The organism is Citrobacter rodentium NBRC 105723 = DSM 16636, from assembly GCF_021278985.1.
GTDB classification, from domain to species: Bacteria; Pseudomonadota; Gammaproteobacteria; order Enterobacterales; family Enterobacteriaceae; genus Citrobacter_A; species Citrobacter_A rodentium.
Genome location: NZ_CP082833.1, coordinates 4,788,075 through 4,807,166 on the forward strand (window position 1 = coordinate 4,788,075; position 19,092 = coordinate 4,807,166).

Here is a 19,092-nt window from a genome sequence, read left to right on the forward strand (position 1 = left end):
CAGAATGTTAACAAACTCAAATACACAAAACTACCAGAACCCAGCGACTGCCGAAGAATGTTTTCCCCGCCGCGACGGGGAAAAGTTTAGCTTACGGTTTGAAGTCCAGAGGCGCGTTTTTAAACACTTCGTACACTGCCTGGCTCGGTGGTTTTGGAATCTTCGCCTGTCGGGCGGCAGCAAGCGCGGCCTGACAAAGCGCGGGATCGCCACCTTCAGACTGAATATCGAGCAACAAACCGTCCGGGGCCAGTTTTATCCGCAGCGTACAGGTCTTGCCTGCATAAGACGATGCGTCATAAAACTTGCTTTCGATGGCGGACTTAATCTGCCCGGCATAGTTGCTGATATCCGCGCCTGATGCGCCATTATTTTTAGTATTACCACTCCCGGCGGGAGAAACATTGTTCCCTTTCGCTCCGCCGCCGGTTTTCGGCGCATTCTTACCGGAGCTGAGATCGCCCAGCAGGTCATCAACGCCTGATGCCGCCGCCGCTTTCTCTGCGGCAGCTTTCTCTGCGGCCGCTTTTTTAGCCGCAGCCGCCTTCTTATCGGCAGCCGCTTTCTCCGCTGCGGCTTTCTTCTCCGCGGCGGCTTTTTCGGCGGCTGCTTTCTTCTCAGCCGCGGCTTTTTCCGCCGCCGCTTTCTTCGCCGCTTCGGCCTGCGCCTGTTTTGCAGCCTCGGCTTCCGCCTTCTTCTTCGCGTCGGCAGCGGCTTTAGCGGCTTCTGCTTCTGCTTTTTTCTTCGCGTCGGCAGCAGCTTTAGCCGCTTCGGCTTCGGCTTTTTTCTTCGCGTCCGCCGCCGCTTTAGCCGCTTCCGCTTCCGCCTTTTTCTGCGCGTCCGCCGCGGCTTTCTTCGCCGCTTCCGCGGCCTCTTTCGCCTGAGCGTCGGCTTTCGCTTTCGCCTCGGCAGCCGCTTTTTTCGCAGCCTCTTCCGCCTGCTGCTTCTGCTCCAGCGCTTTCTTCGCCTCGGCTTCGGCCTGCTTTTGCTGCTCCTGCGCGGCTAAACGCTCTTTTTCGATCTGCTTCAGGCGTTCCTGTTCCGCCGCCTGCTTCTCACGCAGTTCTTCCGCCTGCTGCTGCGCCAGTTTTTCACGCTGCTCTTTGGCCCGCTGCGCGCTGGACTGCTGCTGCTGTTGACGTTCGTACTGCTGAACCACGGCGCCAGGATCAACCATCACGGCGTCGATGGAAGATCCACCGCCGCCGCCGGCTGAAGCCTCTATATGCTCATCGAACGAACTCCAGATCAGCACTGCAAATAAGATGACATGCAGCACCGCTGAAATAATTATCGCCCGCTTGAGCTTGTCGTTTTGTTCGGTTGCCTTTGACACTCTCGGTTCCCAAAAACTGTTCGCCTGTTACACGCTTTCTTTCAAGCCAGAAACGCAGATGGTCAGATAGGCTGAGTCATTAAGCCAACCGACTTCACACCCGCGCTGTGTAACAAGTTCAGCGCTTTAATTATTTCATCGTAAGGGACGTCTTTCGCGCCACCGATCAAGAAGACCGTTTTCGGATTGGACGCCAGGCGGCTTTTCGCTTCCGCCACCACCTGCTCCGGCGGCAGCTGATCCATGCGATCTTTCTCGACCACCACGCTGTACTGCCCAACGCCGGACACTTCAATAATCACCGGCGGATTGTCGTTGCTGCTCACCGCCTGCGACTCCGTGGCGTCCGGCAGATCGACCTCCACGCTCTGAGTGATGATCGGCGCTGTCGCCATAAAGATCAGCAGCAGCACCAGCAGCACGTCGAGCAACGGTACGATGTTGATTTCGGACTTCAGGTCGCGACGACCTCGTCCACGCGATCTCGCCATGGCTTACCCCTTGTTGCTCTCGCTAACGGTAAACGCCTGACGGTGCAGAATCGCGGTAAACTCTTCCATAAAGTTGTCGTAATTCAGTTCCAGCTTGTTCACGCGCTGGTTCAGACGGTTGTAAGCCATTACCGCAGGAATTGCCGCAAACAGACCAATCGCCGTGGCGATCAGCGCCTCCGCGATCCCCGGCGCCACCATTTGCAGGGTCGCCTGTTTTACCGCCCCGAGAGCGATAAACGCATGCATGATCCCCCACACGGTGCCGAACAGACCGATATACGGGCTGATGGAACCGACGGTACCAAGAAACGGGATGTGCGTTTCCAGATTTTCCAGCTCACGGTTCATAGAGATGCGCATCGCCCGAGACGCCCCTTCGACAATGGCTTCCGGCGCGTGGCTGTTGGCCCGATGCAAACGGGCAAACTCTTTGAACCCGCTATAGAAGATTTGTTCCGTACCGGCGAGGCTATCGCGACGACCCTGGCTCTCCTGATACAGGCGAGACAGTTCGATACCGGACCAGAATTTGTCTTCAAACGCTTCGGCTTCACGCGCCGCTGCGTTGAGAATACGGGTCCGCTGGATGATAATAGCCCAGGATGCGATTGAAAAACCAATCAAAATCAACATGATAAGTTTAACCAGAAGGCTTGCCTTCAGGAACAAATCAAGGATATTCATGTCAGTCACTGCTTAAACTCCGCGACAATAGACTTGGGAAGCGCACGAGGCTTCATTTTGAGTGGATCAACGCACACGATCAGCACCTCTGCCTCATTGAGCACGGTGTTCTCTGCGTTGACAATGCGTTGCGTGAAAACCATAGAGGTGCCACGCATTGACGTAATTTCGCTCTGGACTTCGAGCATGTCGTCGAGCCGCGCAGGCGCATAATATTCCAGCGTCATTTTACGCACCACGAAGGCCACCCGCTCCTCCAGCAGCGCCTGCTGGCTGAAGTGATGATGACGCAGCATTTCTGTGCGCGCTCTTTCATAAAAAGCGACATAGCTGGCGTGGTAAACCACCCCACCGGCGTCGGTGTCTTCGTAATAGACGCGCACCGGCCATCGAAATATATACTGACTCATTCCTGCCGCCTCTTTACTGGCTTCGTCCGCTCACACTCGCCGCTGACTTGTGTCAGCGCCAGGCGATGCGCGTCCTTGCTGTCGCGATCCATCAAGAATGCTGTTGTATATAGCGTCGTATTCACTTTACATCCCGGTAATGCAACAAAAGAGAGAACTTTTAAACGTTGCTACTATACGCGCGCTGTAAAGGCTTGGGAATGGGGGGAAGTTAAGGGAGCGTAAAAATATATGGGCTTATGCAAGCCCATCGATTATTCAGGATATTTCTTATTCAAAAGAAGAAGAAAAGCAGCCCGGCGATGAGGACGATATCGGCCAGCAGAGGCGAGAAAATACCCTGCCAGCGCGCGGCGCGCGGGCGAAAGCCGACACCGTGGATGATGCCTGCGCAGACCGCCCACATCAGCAGGAAGCCTTGCCAGATCGCCAGCGAACTGGTCCTCGCCGCGAAGCGGGAGGGATCCCAAAACATACATCCTGCTAACAATAACGCCATCAGCAAAGAAAGCGCCCGTAACGGGCGCTTATCCATCGCGTTATAGAACATCGCGATCAGGTTGGTCATCAGTGTTCTTCTTGACCGGCTTTGCTTGCCTCGACGTGCTCAAGGGCCAGCGCAGTAATGATGCCAAATGCACAGGCAAGAAGCGTTCCCAGAATCCAGGCGAAATACCACATATGTTTGCTCCTTACTTAGTACAGAGAGTGGGTGTTGCTTTCAATGTGTTCTCTGGTGATGCGGCCAAACATCTTCCAGTAACACCAGCTGGTGTAGATCAGGATGATCGGCACAAACACCACCGCAACCCAGGTCATCAGATTCAGCGTCATCTGGCTGGAGGTCGCATCCCACATGGTCAGGCTGGCGTTCATCATGGTGCTGGATGGCATCACGAACGGGAACATCGCGATACCGGCCGTCAGGATGATGCAGGCCAGCGTCAGAGAAGAGAACAGGAACGCCCATGCCCCTTTCTCCATCCGCGACGTCAGGATAGTCAGCAGCGGCAGAACAACGCCCAGCGCCGGCACCAGCCACAGGATCGGCGCGTTATTGAAGTTCACAAGCCAGGCGCCCGCTTCACGCGCGACTTCTTTGGTCAGCGGGTTAGAAGCGGCATGGTGATCGATAACCGAGGTCACCACATAGCCGTCGATACCGTACACCACCCAGACGCCCGCCAGTGCGAAGCATACCAGCGTGACCAGCGCGGCGATTTGCGACGTCGCGCGGGCGCGCAAATGCAGTTCGCCAACGGTACGCATTTGCAGATAGGTCGCACCCTGGGTGATGATCATCCCGACGCTGACCACGCCCGCCAGCAGACCGAACGGGTTCAGCAGCTGGAAGAAGTTACCGGTGTAGTACAGACGCAGATACTCGTCGACGTGGAACTGTACGCCCTGCAGCAGGTTACCGAAGGCCACCCCAATCACCAGCGGCGGCACGAAGCTGCCGACGAAGACGCCCCAGTCCCACATGTTGCGCCAGCGGGTGTCTTCAATCTTGGAGCGGTAGTCAAAACCGACCGGACGGAAGAACAACGACGCCAGCACAAGGATCATCGCCACATAGAAGCCGGAGAACGCCGCGGCGTAAACCATCGGCCAGGCGGCGAACAGCGCGCCGCCAGCGGTGATCAGCCACACCTGGTTGCCGTCCCAGTGCGGGGCGATGGAGTTAATCATAATTCGACGCTCGGTGTCGTTACGACCGAGGAAACGGGTGAGCATGCCCACCCCCATGTCGAAGCCATCGGTAACTGCAAAACCAATCAGCAGAACGCCAACCAGCAGCCACCAGATAAAACGTAGTACTTCATAATCGATCATTTGACGACTCCTGTCTTAGCGTGCCGGCTGAGAAGCCACGGTGGACTGCTCAAAGTGATAGCGACCGGTTTTCAGGCTGCTTGGGCCAAGGCGTGCGAACTTGAACATCAGGAACAGTTCAGCCACCAGGAACAGGGTATACAGACCGCAAATCAGGAACATGGAGAACAGCAGGTCGCCTGGCCTCAGGGACGAGTTCGCCACGGCGGTCGGCAATACCTCGCCGATAGCCCAGGGCTGACGGCCATATTCCGCGACAAACCAGCCTGCTTCAACGGCGATCCACGGCAGTGGAATACCGTACAGCGCGGCGCGCAGCAGCCATTTTTTCTCGCCGATGCGGTTGCGGATCACGCTCCAGAAAGAGAGCGCGATGATAGCCAGCAGCAGGAAGCCGCATGCCACCATGATACGGAACGCGAAGTACAGCGGCGCAACGCGAGGAATAGAATCTTTCGTCGCCTGCTGAATCTGCGCTTCCGTCGCATCAGAGACGTTCGGGGTATAGCGTTTCAGCAGCAGACCGTAACCGAGGTCTTTCTTCATGCTGTTGAACTGGTCGCGAACCGCCTGGTCGGTAGAACCGGCGCGCAGCTGCTCCAGCAGTTGGTAAGCTTTCATCCCGTTACGGATACGCTCTTCATGCTGCACCATCAGGTCTTTCAGACCGATAACCGGCGTGTCGACGGAACGGGTGGCGATGATGCCCAGCGCGTAAGGGATCTGGATAGCGAATTTATTTTCCTGCGAATCCTGATCCGGAATGCCGAACAGGGTGAAGGCAGCCGGCGCAGGCTGAGTCTCCCACTCGGCTTCGATGGCGGCGAGTTTCGTTTTCTGCACGTCGCCCATTTCGTAACCGGATTCATCACCCAGAACAATAACAGACAGCACGGCAGCCATACCGAAGCTGGCGGCGATAGCAAAGGAGCGTTTGGCGAAGGCGATATCGCGGCCTTTCAGCAGGTAGTAAGCGCTGATGCCGAGGATGAACATCGCGCCGGTCACATAGCCAGAGGCCACGGTGTGAACAAATTTCACCTGGGCGACCGGGTTCAGCACCAGTTCAGAGAAGCTCACCATCTCCATACGCATGGTTTCGAAGTTGAAATCCGATGCGATAGGGTTCTGCATCCAGCCGTTCGCGACGAGGATCCACAGCGCTGAGAGGTTAGAACCTAATGCCACCAGCCAGGTCACAGCCATGTGCTGAACTTTGCCCAGACGGTCCCAACCGAAGAAGAACAGACCTACAAAGGTGGATTCGAGGAAGAAGGCCATCAAACCTTCGATCGCCAGCGGCGCACCGAAGATATCCCCAACGTAGTGGGAATAGTAAGACCAGTTAGTCCCGAACTGGAACTCCATGGTCAGCCCTGTTGCCACACCCAGAGCGAAGTTGATGCCAAACAACTTGCCCCAGAATTTAGTCATATCTTTATAAATCTGTTTGCCGGAAAGGACGTAGACCGTTTCCATAATGGCCAGCAGAAACGCCATACCGAGCGTCAGCGGCACAAAAAGGAAGTGGTACATCGCGGTCAAGGCAAACTGTAAGCGCGACAGTTCGACTATATCTAACATCTTGACTCCTTGCTCATCGCATGAAGACTCCGAGAGTGAACCCCGTCAGAAAGGGTCACACGCATGCCCCAATACAAATTAATTTGCGCGCTTCCACCTTCGCCGCTTTTGCAGAACGCAAACAGAAAGGGTGAAAGGTTACAAATATGTTAATAAAAATCTCAAATTGATCCCGCAATTATATTACGCCGCAAAATCCTTACAATAAACAGGTTTTTATTAAGGAAGATTTGCATTTTTCGACAGCGATCAATTTATGCCAAATTTATCACTTTTCCACCAATTTGATAGGCGACAATTTATCGCGTTTTAATGCTATTTTCCAATGTTTAGGCATTGATTTAAATCAAAAACACTCAACTCTGTTAACTATGTTTACAACTGGTGTCATTAGTGAACAAGATGTTGCTTATATGTATTTATAAAGGCAGGTATGGATACTTGTTGAGTAACCATATATAAAAATACAGTGTTTTAATTAACGTGACTTGCCCTGCCTCCGCCGCCAGGAGAGGTGCGATTTCTCGTTAGCTGCGTGTCTTTTATTTTCAGAGACAAGATTTCCGGGCTTAATATTCACAATTAATTCACCTTAGAATTGTTTTAAATTAACACCACGCGGTTATTATTACGTTAATAAAAAAACACGAGCGCGTGGCTGGAAGGTGTTTGTTGTCTGTTCAGGCAGGTTTATCGTTAAAGGTTCGCGCATAACCGGGCAGAAAGCGCCCGCTGACGTCTCCCCTTCTCCTTCCACAAGCTCCGTTGGCAAACCGACAGATAAAAAAAAGGCCATCATCTGATGGCCAACCATGTCGAAATCGGACCGACCCTTCCCCCTTCATCACGGGTGAATGAAGGGTTTGGGCCGTTTACTCTTATATCTTAGTGTTACTTAATGACTGCCTTCAGCGCTTCGCCGATGTCGGCGAGGCTGCGGACGGTTTTCACGCCTGCGGCTTCCAGCGCGGCGAATTTCTCATCCGCCGTCCCTTTACCGCCTGCGATAATGGCACCCGCGTGACCCATACGTTTGCCTTTCGGCGCGGTCACACCGGCAATGTAGCCCACTACCGGCTTGGTGACGTGATCTTTGATGTACGCCGCCGCTTCTTCTTCCGCGCTACCGCCGATCTCGCCGATCATGACGATCGCTTCGGTCTGCGGATCTTCCTGGAACAGCTTCAGGATGTCGATGAAGTTAGAGCCGGGGATCGGGTCGCCGCCGATGCCCACGCAGGTGGACTGGCCGAAGCCGTAGTCGGTAGTCTGCTTAACCGCTTCATAGGTCAGGGTACCGGAACGGGAAACGATGCCCACTTTACCCGGTTTGTGAATATGGCCCGGCATGATGCCGATTTTGCATTCGCCAGGGGTGATCACGCCCGGGCAGTTCGGGCCGATCATGCGCACGCCCGCTTCGTCCAGCTTCACCTTCACGGTCAGCATATCCAGCGTCGGGATGCCTTCAGTGATGGTAATGATCAGTTTGATGCCTGCGTCGATCGCTTCGAGAATAGAATCTTTGCAGAACGGCGCCGGAACGTAGATAACGGTGGCGATGGCGCCCGTCGCTTCTACCGCTTCACGCACGGTATTGAACACTGGCAGACCCAGATGGGTCGTGCCGCCTTTACCCGGCGTGACGCCGCCGACCATCTGCGTGCCGTAGGCAATCGCCTGTTCGGAGTGGAAGGTCCCCTGGCTACCGGTGAAGCCCTGGCAGATAACCTTGGTGTTTTTATCGATTAAAACGGACATTATTTCCCCTCCACTGCGGCAACAACCTGCTGAGCTGCATCCGTCAGACTTTTCGCTGCAATAATATTCAGGCCGCTGTCAGCCAGTTTCTTCGCGCCGAGTTCGGCGTTGTTGCCTTCCAGACGAACGACAACCGGGACGTTAACGCCCACTTCTTCCACCGCGCCGATGATGCCGTCGGCAATCAGGTCGCAACGGACGATACCGCCGAAGATGTTAACCAGAACGGCTTTCACGTTGTCGTCAGAGAGGATAATTTTAAACGCTTCGGTAACGCGCTCTTTGGTCGCGCCGCCGCCCACGTCGAGGAAGTTCGCCGGTTCGCCGCCGTGCAGCTTAACGATATCCATTGTCCCCATCGCCAGGCCGGCGCCGTTCACCATGCAGCCGATGTTGCCATCCAGCGCCACATAGTTCAGCTCCCACTGCGCCGCCTGCGCTTCGCGCGGGTCTTCCTGCGACTGGTCGCGCATTTCGCGCAGATCCGGCTGGCGGAACAGCGCGTTACCGTCAGCGCCCAGCTTACCGTCGAGGCAGATCAGATCGCCCTGCTTCGTGATCACCAGCGGGTTAATTTCAATCAGCGCCAGGTCGCGCTCAAGGAAGATGGTCGCCAGGCCCATGAAAATTTTGGTGAACTGCTGCACCAGTTTGCCTTCCAGACCCAGTTTAAAGGCCAGTTCGCGTCCCTGATACGGCATCGGACCGGCCAGCGGATCGAGCGCCACTTTGTGGATCAGGTGCGGAGTCTCTTCCGCCACTTTTTCAATCTCTACGCCGCCTTCGGTCGAGGCCATAAAGACCACGCGACGGGAGCTGCGGTCAACCACCGCGCCGAGATACAGCTCTTTATCAATATCGGTCGCCGCTTCAACCAGGATCTGGTTAACCGGCTGGCCGTTGGCGTCCGTCTGATAGGTCACCAGACGTTTGCCCAGCCAGTGCTCAGCAAAGGCGCGAATCTCTTCTTTGCTTTTGACAACCTTCACACCGCCCGCTTTACCGCGACCGCCAGCGTGAACCTGACATTTCACCACCCACGGACCGGCACCGATTTTCGATGCCGCTTCTTCAGCTTCACGCGGAGTAGTACAGGCATAACCCACCGGCGCCGGTAAGCCATAGCGGGCAAAAAGTTGTTTTGCCTGATATTCATGTAAGTTCATGTGTTCTGTCCATCCTTCAGGTAATCGTTATCTTTAAACCCGTAGGCCGGATTAGCATAGCGCTATCAGGCAGTACACCCTCGCCGGATGGCGGCGTGAATGCCTTATCCGGCCTACGGGGCAGGTGATACTCTTGTTTACTACACGTCCAGCAGCAGACGTGTCGGATCTTCCAGCAGCTCTTTGATCGCCACCAAGAAGCCCACGGATTCACGACCGTCGATCAGGCGGTGATCGTAGGAGAGCGCCAGATACATCATCGGCAGGATCTCCACCTTGCCATCGACCGCCATCGGACGATCTTTAATGGCGTGCATCCCGAGGATCGCGCTCTGCGGCGGGTTGATAATCGGGGTGGACATCAGGGAACCAAATACGCCGCCGTTGGTAATGGTGAAGTTACCGCCGGTCAGGTCGTCTACGGTCAGTTTGCCGTCACGGCCTTTCACCGCCAGCTCTTTAATTTTCTTCTCAATGTCAGCCATGCCCAGCGTATCCACATCGCGCAGAACCGGGGTTACCAGGCCGCGTGGAGTAGAGACCGCCATGCTGACGTCGAAGTAGTTGTGATACACCACGTCGTCGCCGTCGATAGAGGCGTTGACTTCCGGGAAGCGTTTCAGCGCTTCCACCACCGCTTTCACATAGAAGGACATAAAGCCCAGACGGATGCCGTGACGCTTCTCGAACGCCTCGCCGTACTGCTTACGCAGATCCATAATCGGCTTCATGTTGACTTCGTTGAAGGTCGTCAGCATCGCGGTGGAGTTTTTCGCCTCCAGCAGACGCTCGGCCACGCGCTTACGCAGGCGGGTCATCGGTACGCGTTTTTCGCTACGCGCGCCGAGCGCAGGCTGCGCTGTCGGCGCCGCTTCAGGCGCTTTCGTCTCTTCTTTCGCCGGCGCTTTCGCCAGATGTTTTTCCACATCTTCGCGAGTGATGCGGCCGCCGACGCCGGTGCCTTTAATCACGCTGGCTTCGAGGTTATGTTCAGCCAGCAGGCGACGGATCGCCGGGCTCAGCGCATCGTTGTTTTGCTCTTCCAACGAGGCCTGCTGGCGCTGTGCCGGAGTCGACGCTTTCTCTTCCGATTTGGCGCTGGTCTCTTTACCGGCGCTGTTGCCTTCACGCAGGCGACCGAGGATCTGGCGGGAAGTCACGGTGGTGCCTTCGTCTTCCAGAACCGCATCCAGAATGCCGTCCGCTGATGCCGGTACTTCCAGTACCACTTTGTCAGTTTCGATTTCTACCAGCACTTCGTCACGAACCACGGCGTCGCCTGGTTTTTTGTGCCAGGTGGCGACGGTCGCGTCCGCTACGGACTCAGGCAGGTCGGGAACAAGAATATCTACGCTACTCATTATTTATCCTTTATTTAATCGACGTTCAGCGCGTCATTAACCAGATCTTGTTGCTGTTTCTGGTGAACGGACATATACCCTACCGCCGGAGAGGCGGAGGCCGGGCGGCCTGCATAACGCAGAGCGGACCCAAATGGAATCACTTCACGGAAATGATGCTGGCTGCAATACCATGCGCCCTGGTTAAGCGGCTCTTCCTGGCACCAGACAAAATCATGTACGTGAGCATACTGTTTCAACACGTCCTGCATCGCCTGATGCGGGAACGGATAAAGCTGTTCGATACGGATGATGGCGACATCTTTCTGATCGTTTTTACGACGCTGTTCCAGCAGATCGTAATAAACCTTACCAGAACACATCACCACGCGCTTCACGCCTTTCGGATCGATATCATCTATCTCGCCGATGGCCGGCAGGAACGCGCCGTTCGCCAGTTCGTTGAGGCTGGACACAGCCAGCGGATGACGCAGCAGCGACTTCGGTGACATCACCACCAGCGGACGACGCATCCCGCGCAGCGCCTGGCGACGCAGCATGTGATACACCTGCGCCGGAGTGGACGGTACGCAAACCTGCATATTCTGCTCGGCGCAAAGTTGCAGATAACGCTCCAGGCGCGCGGAGGAGTGCTCCGGCCCTTGCCCTTCGTAGCCGTGCGGCAGCAGCATCACCAGACCGCACATGCGGCCCCATTTCTGCTCGCCGGAGGAGATGAACTGATCGATAACCACCTGCGCGCCGTTGGCGAAGTCGCCAAACTGCGCTTCCCAGATGGTCAGGGTACGCGGTTCCGCCGTGGCGTAACCGTATTCAAACGCCAGCACCGCCTCTTCAGACAGCACGGAGTCCCACACGCGGAAGGTGCCCTGCCCGTTGTGCACGTGTTGTAACGGGGTGTAAGTGGAGCCGTTGGACTGGTTATGGATCACCGCGTGACGGTGGAAGAAGGTGCCGCGCCCGGAGTCTTCGCCGGACAGACGCACCGGAATGCCTTCGTCAACCAGCGTGGCGTAGGCCAGGTTTTCAGCGCCGCCCCAGTCGAACAGCTTCTCACCGGCGGCCATCGCCTGGCGGTCGCCGTAAATCTTGGCGACGCGGGACTGCATTTCAACCGCTTCCGGCACCGTACTGATGCGTTTCGCCAGCTCCTGGAGCCGCTTCATCTCCACTTTATTCGGATACGCTTCCTCCCAGTCATGGTTGAGATACGGCGACCAGGTAAAGGAGTGCATGTTCATTGGCCGCCACTCTTTCACCACGCATTCGCCGGCATCCAGCGCGTCGCGGTAGAGGTTGACCATTTCAGTGGCATCTTCCAGCGTGGCGACCTTATCGGCCTCCAGCTTGTCGGCGTAGATTTTACGCGGGGTCGGATGCTTTTTGATTTTCTGATACATCAGCGGCTGGGTGGCGCTCGGCTCGTCGGCTTCGTTGTGGCCGTGACGGCGGTAGCACACCAGATCGATGAACACATCGCGCTTAAAAGTATTACGGAAGTCCAGCGCCAGACGGGTGACAAACGCCACCGCTTCCGGATCGTCCGCGTTAACGTGGAAGATCGGCGCCTGCACCATTTTACCAATGTCGGTGCAGTACGGGGTGGAACGGGCATCCAGCGGGTTAGAGGTGGTGAAGCCCACCTGGTTATTGATAACGATGCGAACGGTGCCGCCAACTTCGTAACCGCGCGCTTTCGACATGTTCAGGGTTTCCTGCACCACGCCCTGCCCGGTTACCGCCGCGTCGCCGTGAATAGTGATCGGCAGCACTTTGTTGCTGCTCGGCTCATCCAGTCGATCCAGACGCGCGCGCACAGAACCCATCACCACCGGGCTGACGATCTCCAGGTGCGACGGGTTAAACGCCAGCGCCAGGTGAACCAGGCCACCTTCAGTTTCGATATCGGACGAGAAGCCCATATGGTACTTCACGTCGCCGGTACCGAGGTGTTCTTTATGTTTACCGGCGAATTCGTCGAACAGATCCTGCGGTTTTTTACCCAGCACGTTAATCAGAACGTTCAGACGACCGCGGTGCGCCATGCCGAGCACCACTTCACGGGTGCCGCTGCTGCCGGCGTGACGGATCATCTCTTTAAGCATAGGGATTAACGCGTCGCCGCCTTCCAGCGAGAAGCGTTTCGCGCCAGGGAATTTCGCGCCCAGATAGCGCTCCAGGCCTTCGGCGGCAGTCAGCTCGCCGAGGAAGCGTTTCTTCTCTTCCACAGAGAAGGTCGCATGGCCCGCTACGGACTCAATACGCTGCTGGATCCAGCGCTTCTCTTCCGTAGAGGTAATGTGCATGTATTCCGCGCCGATAGAGCCGCAGTAGGTCTGCCTGAGCGCGTCAATCAGATCGCCCAGCTTCATCGTGTCTTTGCCGATAGCAAAAGAACCCACGTTAAAGGTTTCCTGGAAATCGGCCTCGGTCAGATCGTGGAAGGAGGGATCCAGATCCGCGACGGTATCCTGTTTCCACAGCCCCAGCGGATCGAGATTCGCATGCTGATGACCGCGGAAGCGATAAGCGTTAATGAGCTGCAGGACTTTAACCTGCTTCACATTGGCGTCAGGGTCGGAAATCGAAGAAGAGTAACGTGAAGCATCTTTCGCCAGACGACGGAAATATTCACGTGTTTTTGAATGGAGTTGATCCGGTTTGACTCCGGTACCAGGTAACTGCTGGAACGTCGAACGCCAGTTTGCGTCTACCGAGTCAGGATCGGTTAAGAAGTCTTCATAGAGCTGTTCTATCCAGCTCTGGTTTGCGCCAGAGAGGTAAGAAGAGTCCAACCAGGCTTTCAAAGCGCTGTTCTGCATCGTGATCCCTTAAGCATTTATATGCTTACTTTCGCCGTAGAAACTACCACGCACACTGCGTGTACGTGCCGGGGTTCACCTGCGAGCTCTTGCTGGCCCGCGAAGGAACCTTTAAAAACTGCCATTAATCTTCTGCGTTCAGGCTGCGGCTTCGTTGGCTTGCCTTTACTGCAATGTAGCGGTTTTTAAAGATTTCCTATTTTTTGCCCGGTGGCGCTACGCTTACCGGGCCTACAAAATCCCAGGCCGGGTAAGCGCAGCGCCATCCGGCGCGTTACTTACGCGCTGCGCTGCAACAGCATCGACTTAATATGGCCGATAGCGCGCGTCGGGTTCAGCCCTTTCGGACAAACACTGACGCAGTTCATGATGCTGTGACAGCGGAATACGCTGAATGCATCGCTCATGCCTTCCAGACGGCTGTCGGTTTCGGTATCGCGACTGTCGATCAGGAAGCGATAGGCCGCTAACAGACCGGCCGGGCCGATAAACTTGTCCGGGCTCCACCAGAAAGACGGGCAGGAGGTGGAGCAACAGGCGCACAAAATGCACTCGTACAGCCCGTCCAGTTTTTCCCGCTGTTCCGGCGTCTGCAAATGCTCACGCGCTGGAGGATTTTGCCCATTATTCAACAAGTAAGGCTTAATCTTCTCATATTGTGCGTAGAATTGCCCCATGTCTACCACCAAATCGCGGATTACCGGCAAACCGGGCAGCGGACGAATGACAATTTTCTTACCCAGCTGATTGAGCGCCGAAATCGGCGTGATGCACGCCAGGCCGTTTTTGCCGTTCATGTTCAGGCCATCGGAACCGCACACCCCTTCACGACAGGAGCGGCGGAACGACAGCGACGGATCTTTCTCTTTCAGCTGGATTAACGCATCCAGCAGCATCATGTCGCGCCCTTCTTCCGCTTCGAGGGTGTAATCCTGCATGCGCGGAGCGTCGTCAACATCCGGGTTATAGCGATAAATTGAAAACTCGAGTCTCATTGTCCTGTCTCCGCATTAGTAAGTACGAATCTTCGGCGGGAATGCCGGGCGCAGTTTCGGTTCCATGTTGACCTGACGTCGCGTCATGGACTCCGTCTCTGGCAGATACAGGGAATGGCACAGCCAGTTTTCATCATCACGTTCCGGGAAGTCGAAGCGACTATGCGCGCCGCGGCTTTCGGTACGGAAGTTCGCGGAGACCGCCGTGGCATAGGCAGTTTCCATCAGGTTATCCAGCTCCAGGCACTCGACGCGCTGGGTATTGAACTCGCTGGATGTATCGTCCAGACGGGCGTTTTTCAGCCGCTCGCGGATCGCTTTCAGCTGCTCCAGCCCTTTCGCCATCGCGTCGCCTTCGCGGAATACCGAGAAGTTATGCTGCATACACTCCTGCAACGCTTTGCGGATCGCCACCGGATCTTCGCCGTCGCGATTGTTGTTCCAGCGGTTCAGGCGGGACAGAGAAGCATCGATCTCGTCTTCTGTGGCGTCGCGAAGCGCGCCCTGTTCGGCGATAGATTCTTGTAAATGCAGGCCCGCCGCGCGACCAAACACCACCAGATCCAGCAGCGAGTTGCCGCCCAGACGGTTAGCGCCGTGGACGGAAACGCAGGCGATTTCACCCACCGCAAACAGCCCCGGAATCACCACATCTTCGCCCTGGGCGTTAACGGTCAGCGCCTGGCCGGTCACTTTGGTCGGAATACCGCCCATCATATAGTGACAGGTTGGAATAACCGGAATCGGCTCTTTCACCGGATCAACGTGGGCGAAGGTACGGGAGAGCTCGAGGATACCCGGCAGACGGGATTCCAGAACCTCTTTACCCAGATGGTCAAGTTTCAGCTTGGCATGCGGGCCCCACGGGCCGTCGCAGCCGCGACCTTCGCGGATCTCAATCATGATGGAACGCGCCACCACGTCACGACCTGCCAGGTCTTTAGCATTCGGGGCGTAACGCTCCATAAAGCGCTCGCCGTGTTTGTTCAGCAAATAGCCGCCTTCGCCACGGCAGCCTTCGGTGACCAGAACCCCCGCCCCGGCGATGCCGGTCGGATGGAACTGCCACATCTCCATATCCTGCACCGGCACGCCAGCGCGAATCGCCATCCCGACGCCGTCCCCAGTATTAATATGGGCGTTGGTGGTGGACTGATAGATACGACCTGCGCCGCCGGTCGCCAGCACGGTAGCGCGGGCTTTGAAGTAGACCACTTCACCGGTTTCGATGCACAGCGCGGTACAGCCGACCACTGCGCCATCGGCGTTTTTCACCAGATCCAGCGCATACCACTCGGAGAAAATGGTGGTGTGGTTTTTCAGGTTCTGCTGATACAGCGTGTGCAGCAGCGCGTGACCGGTACGGTCCGCCGCCGCCGCGGTGCGGGCAGCCTGTTCGCCGCCAAAATTTTTCGACTGACCGCCAAACGGACGCTGATAGATGCGGCCATCGTCAAGACGGGAAAAAGGCAGGCCCATATGCTCCAGCTCCAGAATCGCTTCCGGGCCGGTCTTACACATATATTCAATCGCGTCCTGGTCACCAATGTAATCCGACCCTTTTACGGTGTCGTACATGTGCCATTCCCAGTTATCTTCATGGGTATTGCCGAGCGCGACGGTGATCCCACCCTGCGCGGAAACGGTGTGCGAACGAGTCGGGAACACTTTGGACAGCAGCGCACAGGTTTGTCCGCTCTGGGAAATTTGCAGCGCCGCACGCATACCCGCGCCGCCTGCGCCGATTACAACAGCATCAAATTCTCTGACTGGCAGTTTCATTACACACCCCACACCACAACAAATCCATAAATGACGTAAACCACCAGCGCAACGACGATAGCCAGTTGCAGGCCCAGGCGTATCGCCAGCGGTTTAACGTAGTCGGTCAACACCTGCCACATGCCAATCCAGGCATGAATCAGAATGGAAAAGAGCGCCAGCAGGGTGAAGACTTTGGTGAAGGCCGATGAGAAGAAACCGGTCCAGGCTTCCCAGGTCAGGTTGCCGCTCGTGGCGAAGAACCCGACCATGTAGATGATGTATAACGTCAGAACGATAGCGGTAGCACGGACCAGGATGAAATCATGTACGCCATTGCGTCCTAATGCGGAGGCGTTGCTTACCATACGAGGACTCCTGCGAGAAGTGAAAGCACGACAGTGATAACGAAAGCGATTTTGGCGGAGCGTTGACCCGCTTCGAATGTTTCTTCCAGATAACCAAAATCCATAAACATATGGCGCACGCCGCCGACCACGTGATAAGCCAGCGCGGTGAGGATGCCCCACATGATAAATTTAACGAAGAAGCTCCCCATGATAGCGGACGCCTGCTGGAAACCTTCCGGTGATGAGAGGCTGGTGCCCAGTAACCACAGCAAAATCCCGACCGCCACGAAGGTGATGACGCCGGATACGCGATGGAGAATGGACGCTATCGCCGTGATTGGGAAGCGGATAGTTTGCAGATCCAGATTGACAGGTCTTTGTTTTTTCACATTTCTTATCATGAATAACGCCCACATGCTGTTCTTATTATTCCCTTTTGACTTCAGGTACAGAGGTTCATCCTCCTTGTAGCCTGAAAGACGACGGGATTTCCTTCCTCCGGTCTGCGTGCGGGTCAGACAGCGTCCTTTCTATAACTGCGCGTCATGTAAAACACTGCTTCCAGATGCTAAAACGACACGTTACAACGCTGGGTGGCTCGGGATTGCAGGGTATTCCGGAGACCTGGCCGCAGTATAGGACGTTCACAAAATCATTACAATTAACCTACATATAGTTTGTCGGGTTTTATCCCGAACAGTGATCCACATCACGATAACAACATTTATTTAATTTTTAATCATCTGATTTGACAATCATTAAACAAAGTTGTTACAAACTACAGCAGAAAAAGCATATAATGCGTAAAAGTTATGGGGTCACTCTTTAACCTGTTAATAAGTTATGTAACAGTAAGAAGATATTGACCGATCCCTTCAGTACAGTTAATAGTGATAGACAGGTTGAATAATTCGGATTGCTAAGTTGTTGATTTGTTTTTAATTCACCATGAGTTAACTGATTTACCTGCACGCGCCCATTGTTCTGTACCCTGGTTTTCTTCTCTCTCGCAGAGCGGCGAGCCGAATAACAAACTGGTAACGGTTAATTTTGTGCTACATACCATCGTTCTCGCTGCATCAAGGCGGCAGGCGAGAAAAGCCACCGGCGCATCGATAACGTTATGACCGTGGTTTTTGAGCGTCGCCAGCTGGCAGGCAGCGTGAAGGATAAAGTGTAGAAGACAGATCTCACCTGAGCAGTCTCAAGCAATAAGGCGCTAAGGAGACCGTAAATGGCTGATACAAAAGCAAAACTCACCCTGAATGGTGATGCTGCTATTGAACTGGACGTGCTGAAGGGCACGCTGGGTCAGGACGTTATTGATATTCGTAGCCTGGGTTCAAAGGGGATGTTCACTTTTGATCCGGGTTTCACCTCTACCGCATCCTGCGAATCCAAAATTACCTTTATCGACGGTGATGAAGGGATTTTGCTGCATCGCGGCTTCCCGATCGATCAGTTAGCCACCGAGTCTAACTACCTGGAAGTGTGCTACATCCTGCTGTACGGCGAAAAGCCGACGCAGGCGGAGTACGACGAGTTCAGAACCACGGTTACCCGCCATACGATGATCCACGAGCAAATCACCCGTTTGTTCCACGCCTTCCGTCGCGATTCTCACCCGATGGCGGTAATGTGCGGGATCACCGGCGCGCTGGCGGCGTTCTATCACGACTCTCTGGATGTTAACAATCCGCGCCATCGTGAAATCGCCGCCTTCCGCCTGCTGTCCAAAATGCCGACGATGGCGGCGATGTGTTACAAGTACTCTATCGGTCAGCCGTTTATTTATCCGCGTAATGACCTCTCCTACGCCGGTAACTTCCTGCGCATGATGTTCGCCACCCCGTGCGAAGAGTATGAAGTGAACCCGGTACTGGAACGCGCGATGGATCGCATCCTGATCCTGCACGCTGACCATGAGCAGAACGCCTCCACCTCCACCGTCCGCACCGCGGGCTCCTCCGGCGCGAACCCGTTTGCCTGCATCGCAGCCGGTATCGCTTCCCTGTGGGGACCGGCGCACGGCGGCGCAAACGAAGCGGCGCTGAAGATGCTGGAAGAGATCAGCTCGGTTCAACACATTCCGGAATTTGTTCGTCGCGCGAAAGACAAGAATGACTCTTTCCGCCTGATGGGCTTCGGCCACCGCGTGTATAAGAACTACGACCCGCGCGCCACCGTAATGCGTGAAACCTGCCACGAAGTGCTGAAAGAGCTGGGCACCAAAGATGATCTGCTGGAAGTGGCGATGGAGCTGGAGCACATCGCGCTGAACGACCCGTACTTCATTGAGAAGAAACTCTACCCGAACGTGGACTTCTACTCCGGTATCATTCTGAAAGCGATGGGCATTCCGTCCTCCATGTTCACCGTGATCTTCGCGATGGCGCGTACCGTCGGCTGGATTGCGCACTGGAATGAAATGCACAGCGAAGGCATGAAAATCGCCCGTCCTCGTCAGCTGTACACCGGCTACGAACAGCGTGATTTTAAGTCTGATATTAAGCGTTAAGTTACTCTGCCGGA

17 protein-coding genes are annotated in these 19,092 nt (G+C 55.5%); 1 reads left to right on the plus strand and 16 read right to left on the minus strand.

Features of this window, described 5'->3' with window-relative positions:
- Positions 1–91: 91 nt before the first annotated feature.
- From tolA to sdhC, 16 genes are all read right to left on the minus strand, one after another.
- A complete protein-coding gene (gene tolA / locus K7R23_RS22815; RefSeq protein ID WP_012905062.1) occupies positions 92–1,336 on the minus strand; it encodes a cell envelope integrity protein TolA in 1,245 nt (414 codons plus the stop codon).
- Positions 1,337–1,398: 62 nt separating this feature from the next.
- Positions 1,399–1,827: a colicin uptake protein TolR gene (gene tolR, locus K7R23_RS22820; RefSeq protein ID WP_012905061.1), complete on the minus strand. Its 429-nt coding sequence runs from the start codon at positions 1,825–1,827 to the stop codon at positions 1,399–1,401.
- Between the two features lie 3 nt (positions 1,828–1,830).
- Positions 1,831–2,523: a Tol-Pal system protein TolQ gene (gene tolQ / locus K7R23_RS22825; protein ID WP_012905060.1), complete on the minus strand. Its 693-nt coding sequence runs from the start codon at positions 2,521–2,523 to the stop codon at positions 1,831–1,833.
- The gene (gene ybgC / locus K7R23_RS22830; protein ID WP_012905059.1) at positions 2,520–2,924 is read right to left on the minus strand and encodes a tol-pal system-associated acyl-CoA thioesterase; all 405 of its coding nucleotides are present in this window, start codon (positions 2,922–2,924) and stop codon (positions 2,520–2,522) included. The genes tolQ and ybgC overlap by 4 nt, the downstream gene beginning before the upstream one ends.
- 274 nt (positions 2,925–3,198) lie before the next feature.
- Positions 3,199–3,492, minus strand: coding sequence for a cyd operon protein YbgE (gene ybgE, locus K7R23_RS22835; protein WP_012905058.1), 294 nt, complete (start codon positions 3,490–3,492; stop codon positions 3,199–3,201).
- Positions 3,492–3,605 carry a cytochrome bd-I oxidase subunit CydX gene (gene cydX / locus K7R23_RS22840; RefSeq protein WP_012905057.1) on the minus strand — a complete coding sequence of 38 codons (114 nt, stop codon included), beginning with the start codon at positions 3,603–3,605 and terminating at the stop codon, positions 3,492–3,494. Before cydX ends, ybgE begins: the two co-directional genes overlap by 1 nt.
- A gap of 15 nt (positions 3,606–3,620) precedes the next feature.
- Positions 3,621–4,760, minus strand: coding sequence for a cytochrome d ubiquinol oxidase subunit II (gene cydB / locus K7R23_RS22845; protein WP_012905056.1), 1,140 nt, complete (start codon positions 4,758–4,760; stop codon positions 3,621–3,623).
- A gap of 15 nt (positions 4,761–4,775) precedes the next feature.
- Complete coding sequence (gene cydA / locus K7R23_RS22850) at positions 4,776–6,344, minus strand: cytochrome ubiquinol oxidase subunit I (RefSeq protein ID WP_012905055.1); 1,569 nt, start codon at positions 6,342–6,344, stop codon at positions 4,776–4,778.
- Between the two features lie 891 nt (positions 6,345–7,235).
- Positions 7,236–8,105 carry a succinate--CoA ligase subunit alpha gene (gene sucD / locus K7R23_RS22855; protein ID WP_012905054.1) on the minus strand — a complete coding sequence of 290 codons (870 nt, stop codon included), beginning with the start codon at positions 8,103–8,105 and terminating at the stop codon, positions 7,236–7,238.
- The gene (gene sucC, locus K7R23_RS22860; protein ID WP_012905053.1) at positions 8,105–9,271 is read right to left on the minus strand and encodes an ADP-forming succinate--CoA ligase subunit beta; all 1,167 of its coding nucleotides are present in this window, start codon (positions 9,269–9,271) and stop codon (positions 8,105–8,107) included. The genes sucD and sucC overlap by 1 nt, the downstream gene beginning before the upstream one ends.
- Before the next feature lie 140 nt (positions 9,272–9,411).
- Positions 9,412–10,632, minus strand: a complete 1,221-nt coding sequence (odhB, locus tag K7R23_RS22865; protein WP_012905052.1) for a 2-oxoglutarate dehydrogenase complex dihydrolipoyllysine-residue succinyltransferase — start codon at positions 10,630–10,632, stop codon at positions 9,412–9,414.
- A gap of 14 nt (positions 10,633–10,646) precedes the next feature.
- Complete coding sequence (sucA, locus tag K7R23_RS22870) at positions 10,647–13,454, minus strand: 2-oxoglutarate dehydrogenase E1 component (RefSeq protein ID WP_012905051.1); 2,808 nt, start codon at positions 13,452–13,454, stop codon at positions 10,647–10,649.
- A gap of 278 nt (positions 13,455–13,732) precedes the next feature.
- On the minus strand, positions 13,733–14,449 hold the full coding sequence (gene sdhB / locus K7R23_RS22875) for a succinate dehydrogenase iron-sulfur subunit SdhB (protein WP_012905050.1): 717 nt from the start codon (positions 14,447–14,449) through the stop codon (positions 13,733–13,735).
- A 15-nt stretch (positions 14,450–14,464) separates the two neighbouring features.
- Complete coding sequence (sdhA, locus tag K7R23_RS22880) at positions 14,465–16,231, minus strand: succinate dehydrogenase flavoprotein subunit (protein WP_012905049.1); 1,767 nt, start codon at positions 16,229–16,231, stop codon at positions 14,465–14,467.
- The gene (gene sdhD, locus K7R23_RS22885) at positions 16,231–16,578 is read right to left on the minus strand and encodes a succinate dehydrogenase membrane anchor subunit (RefSeq protein ID WP_012905048.1); all 348 of its coding nucleotides are present in this window, start codon (positions 16,576–16,578) and stop codon (positions 16,231–16,233) included. The genes sdhA and sdhD overlap by 1 nt, the downstream gene beginning before the upstream one ends.
- Positions 16,572–16,976, minus strand: a complete 405-nt coding sequence (sdhC, locus tag K7R23_RS22890) for a succinate dehydrogenase cytochrome b556 subunit (protein WP_012905047.1) — start codon at positions 16,974–16,976, stop codon at positions 16,572–16,574. The genes sdhD and sdhC overlap by 7 nt, the downstream gene beginning before the upstream one ends.
- Before the next feature lie 818 nt (positions 16,977–17,794).
- Between sdhC and K7R23_RS22895 the strand changes: the two genes are divergently transcribed.
- On the plus strand, positions 17,795–19,078 hold the full coding sequence (locus tag K7R23_RS22895; RefSeq protein WP_012905046.1) for a citrate synthase: 1,284 nt from the start codon (positions 17,795–17,797) through the stop codon (positions 19,076–19,078).
- Positions 19,079–19,092: the final 14 nt, after the last annotated feature.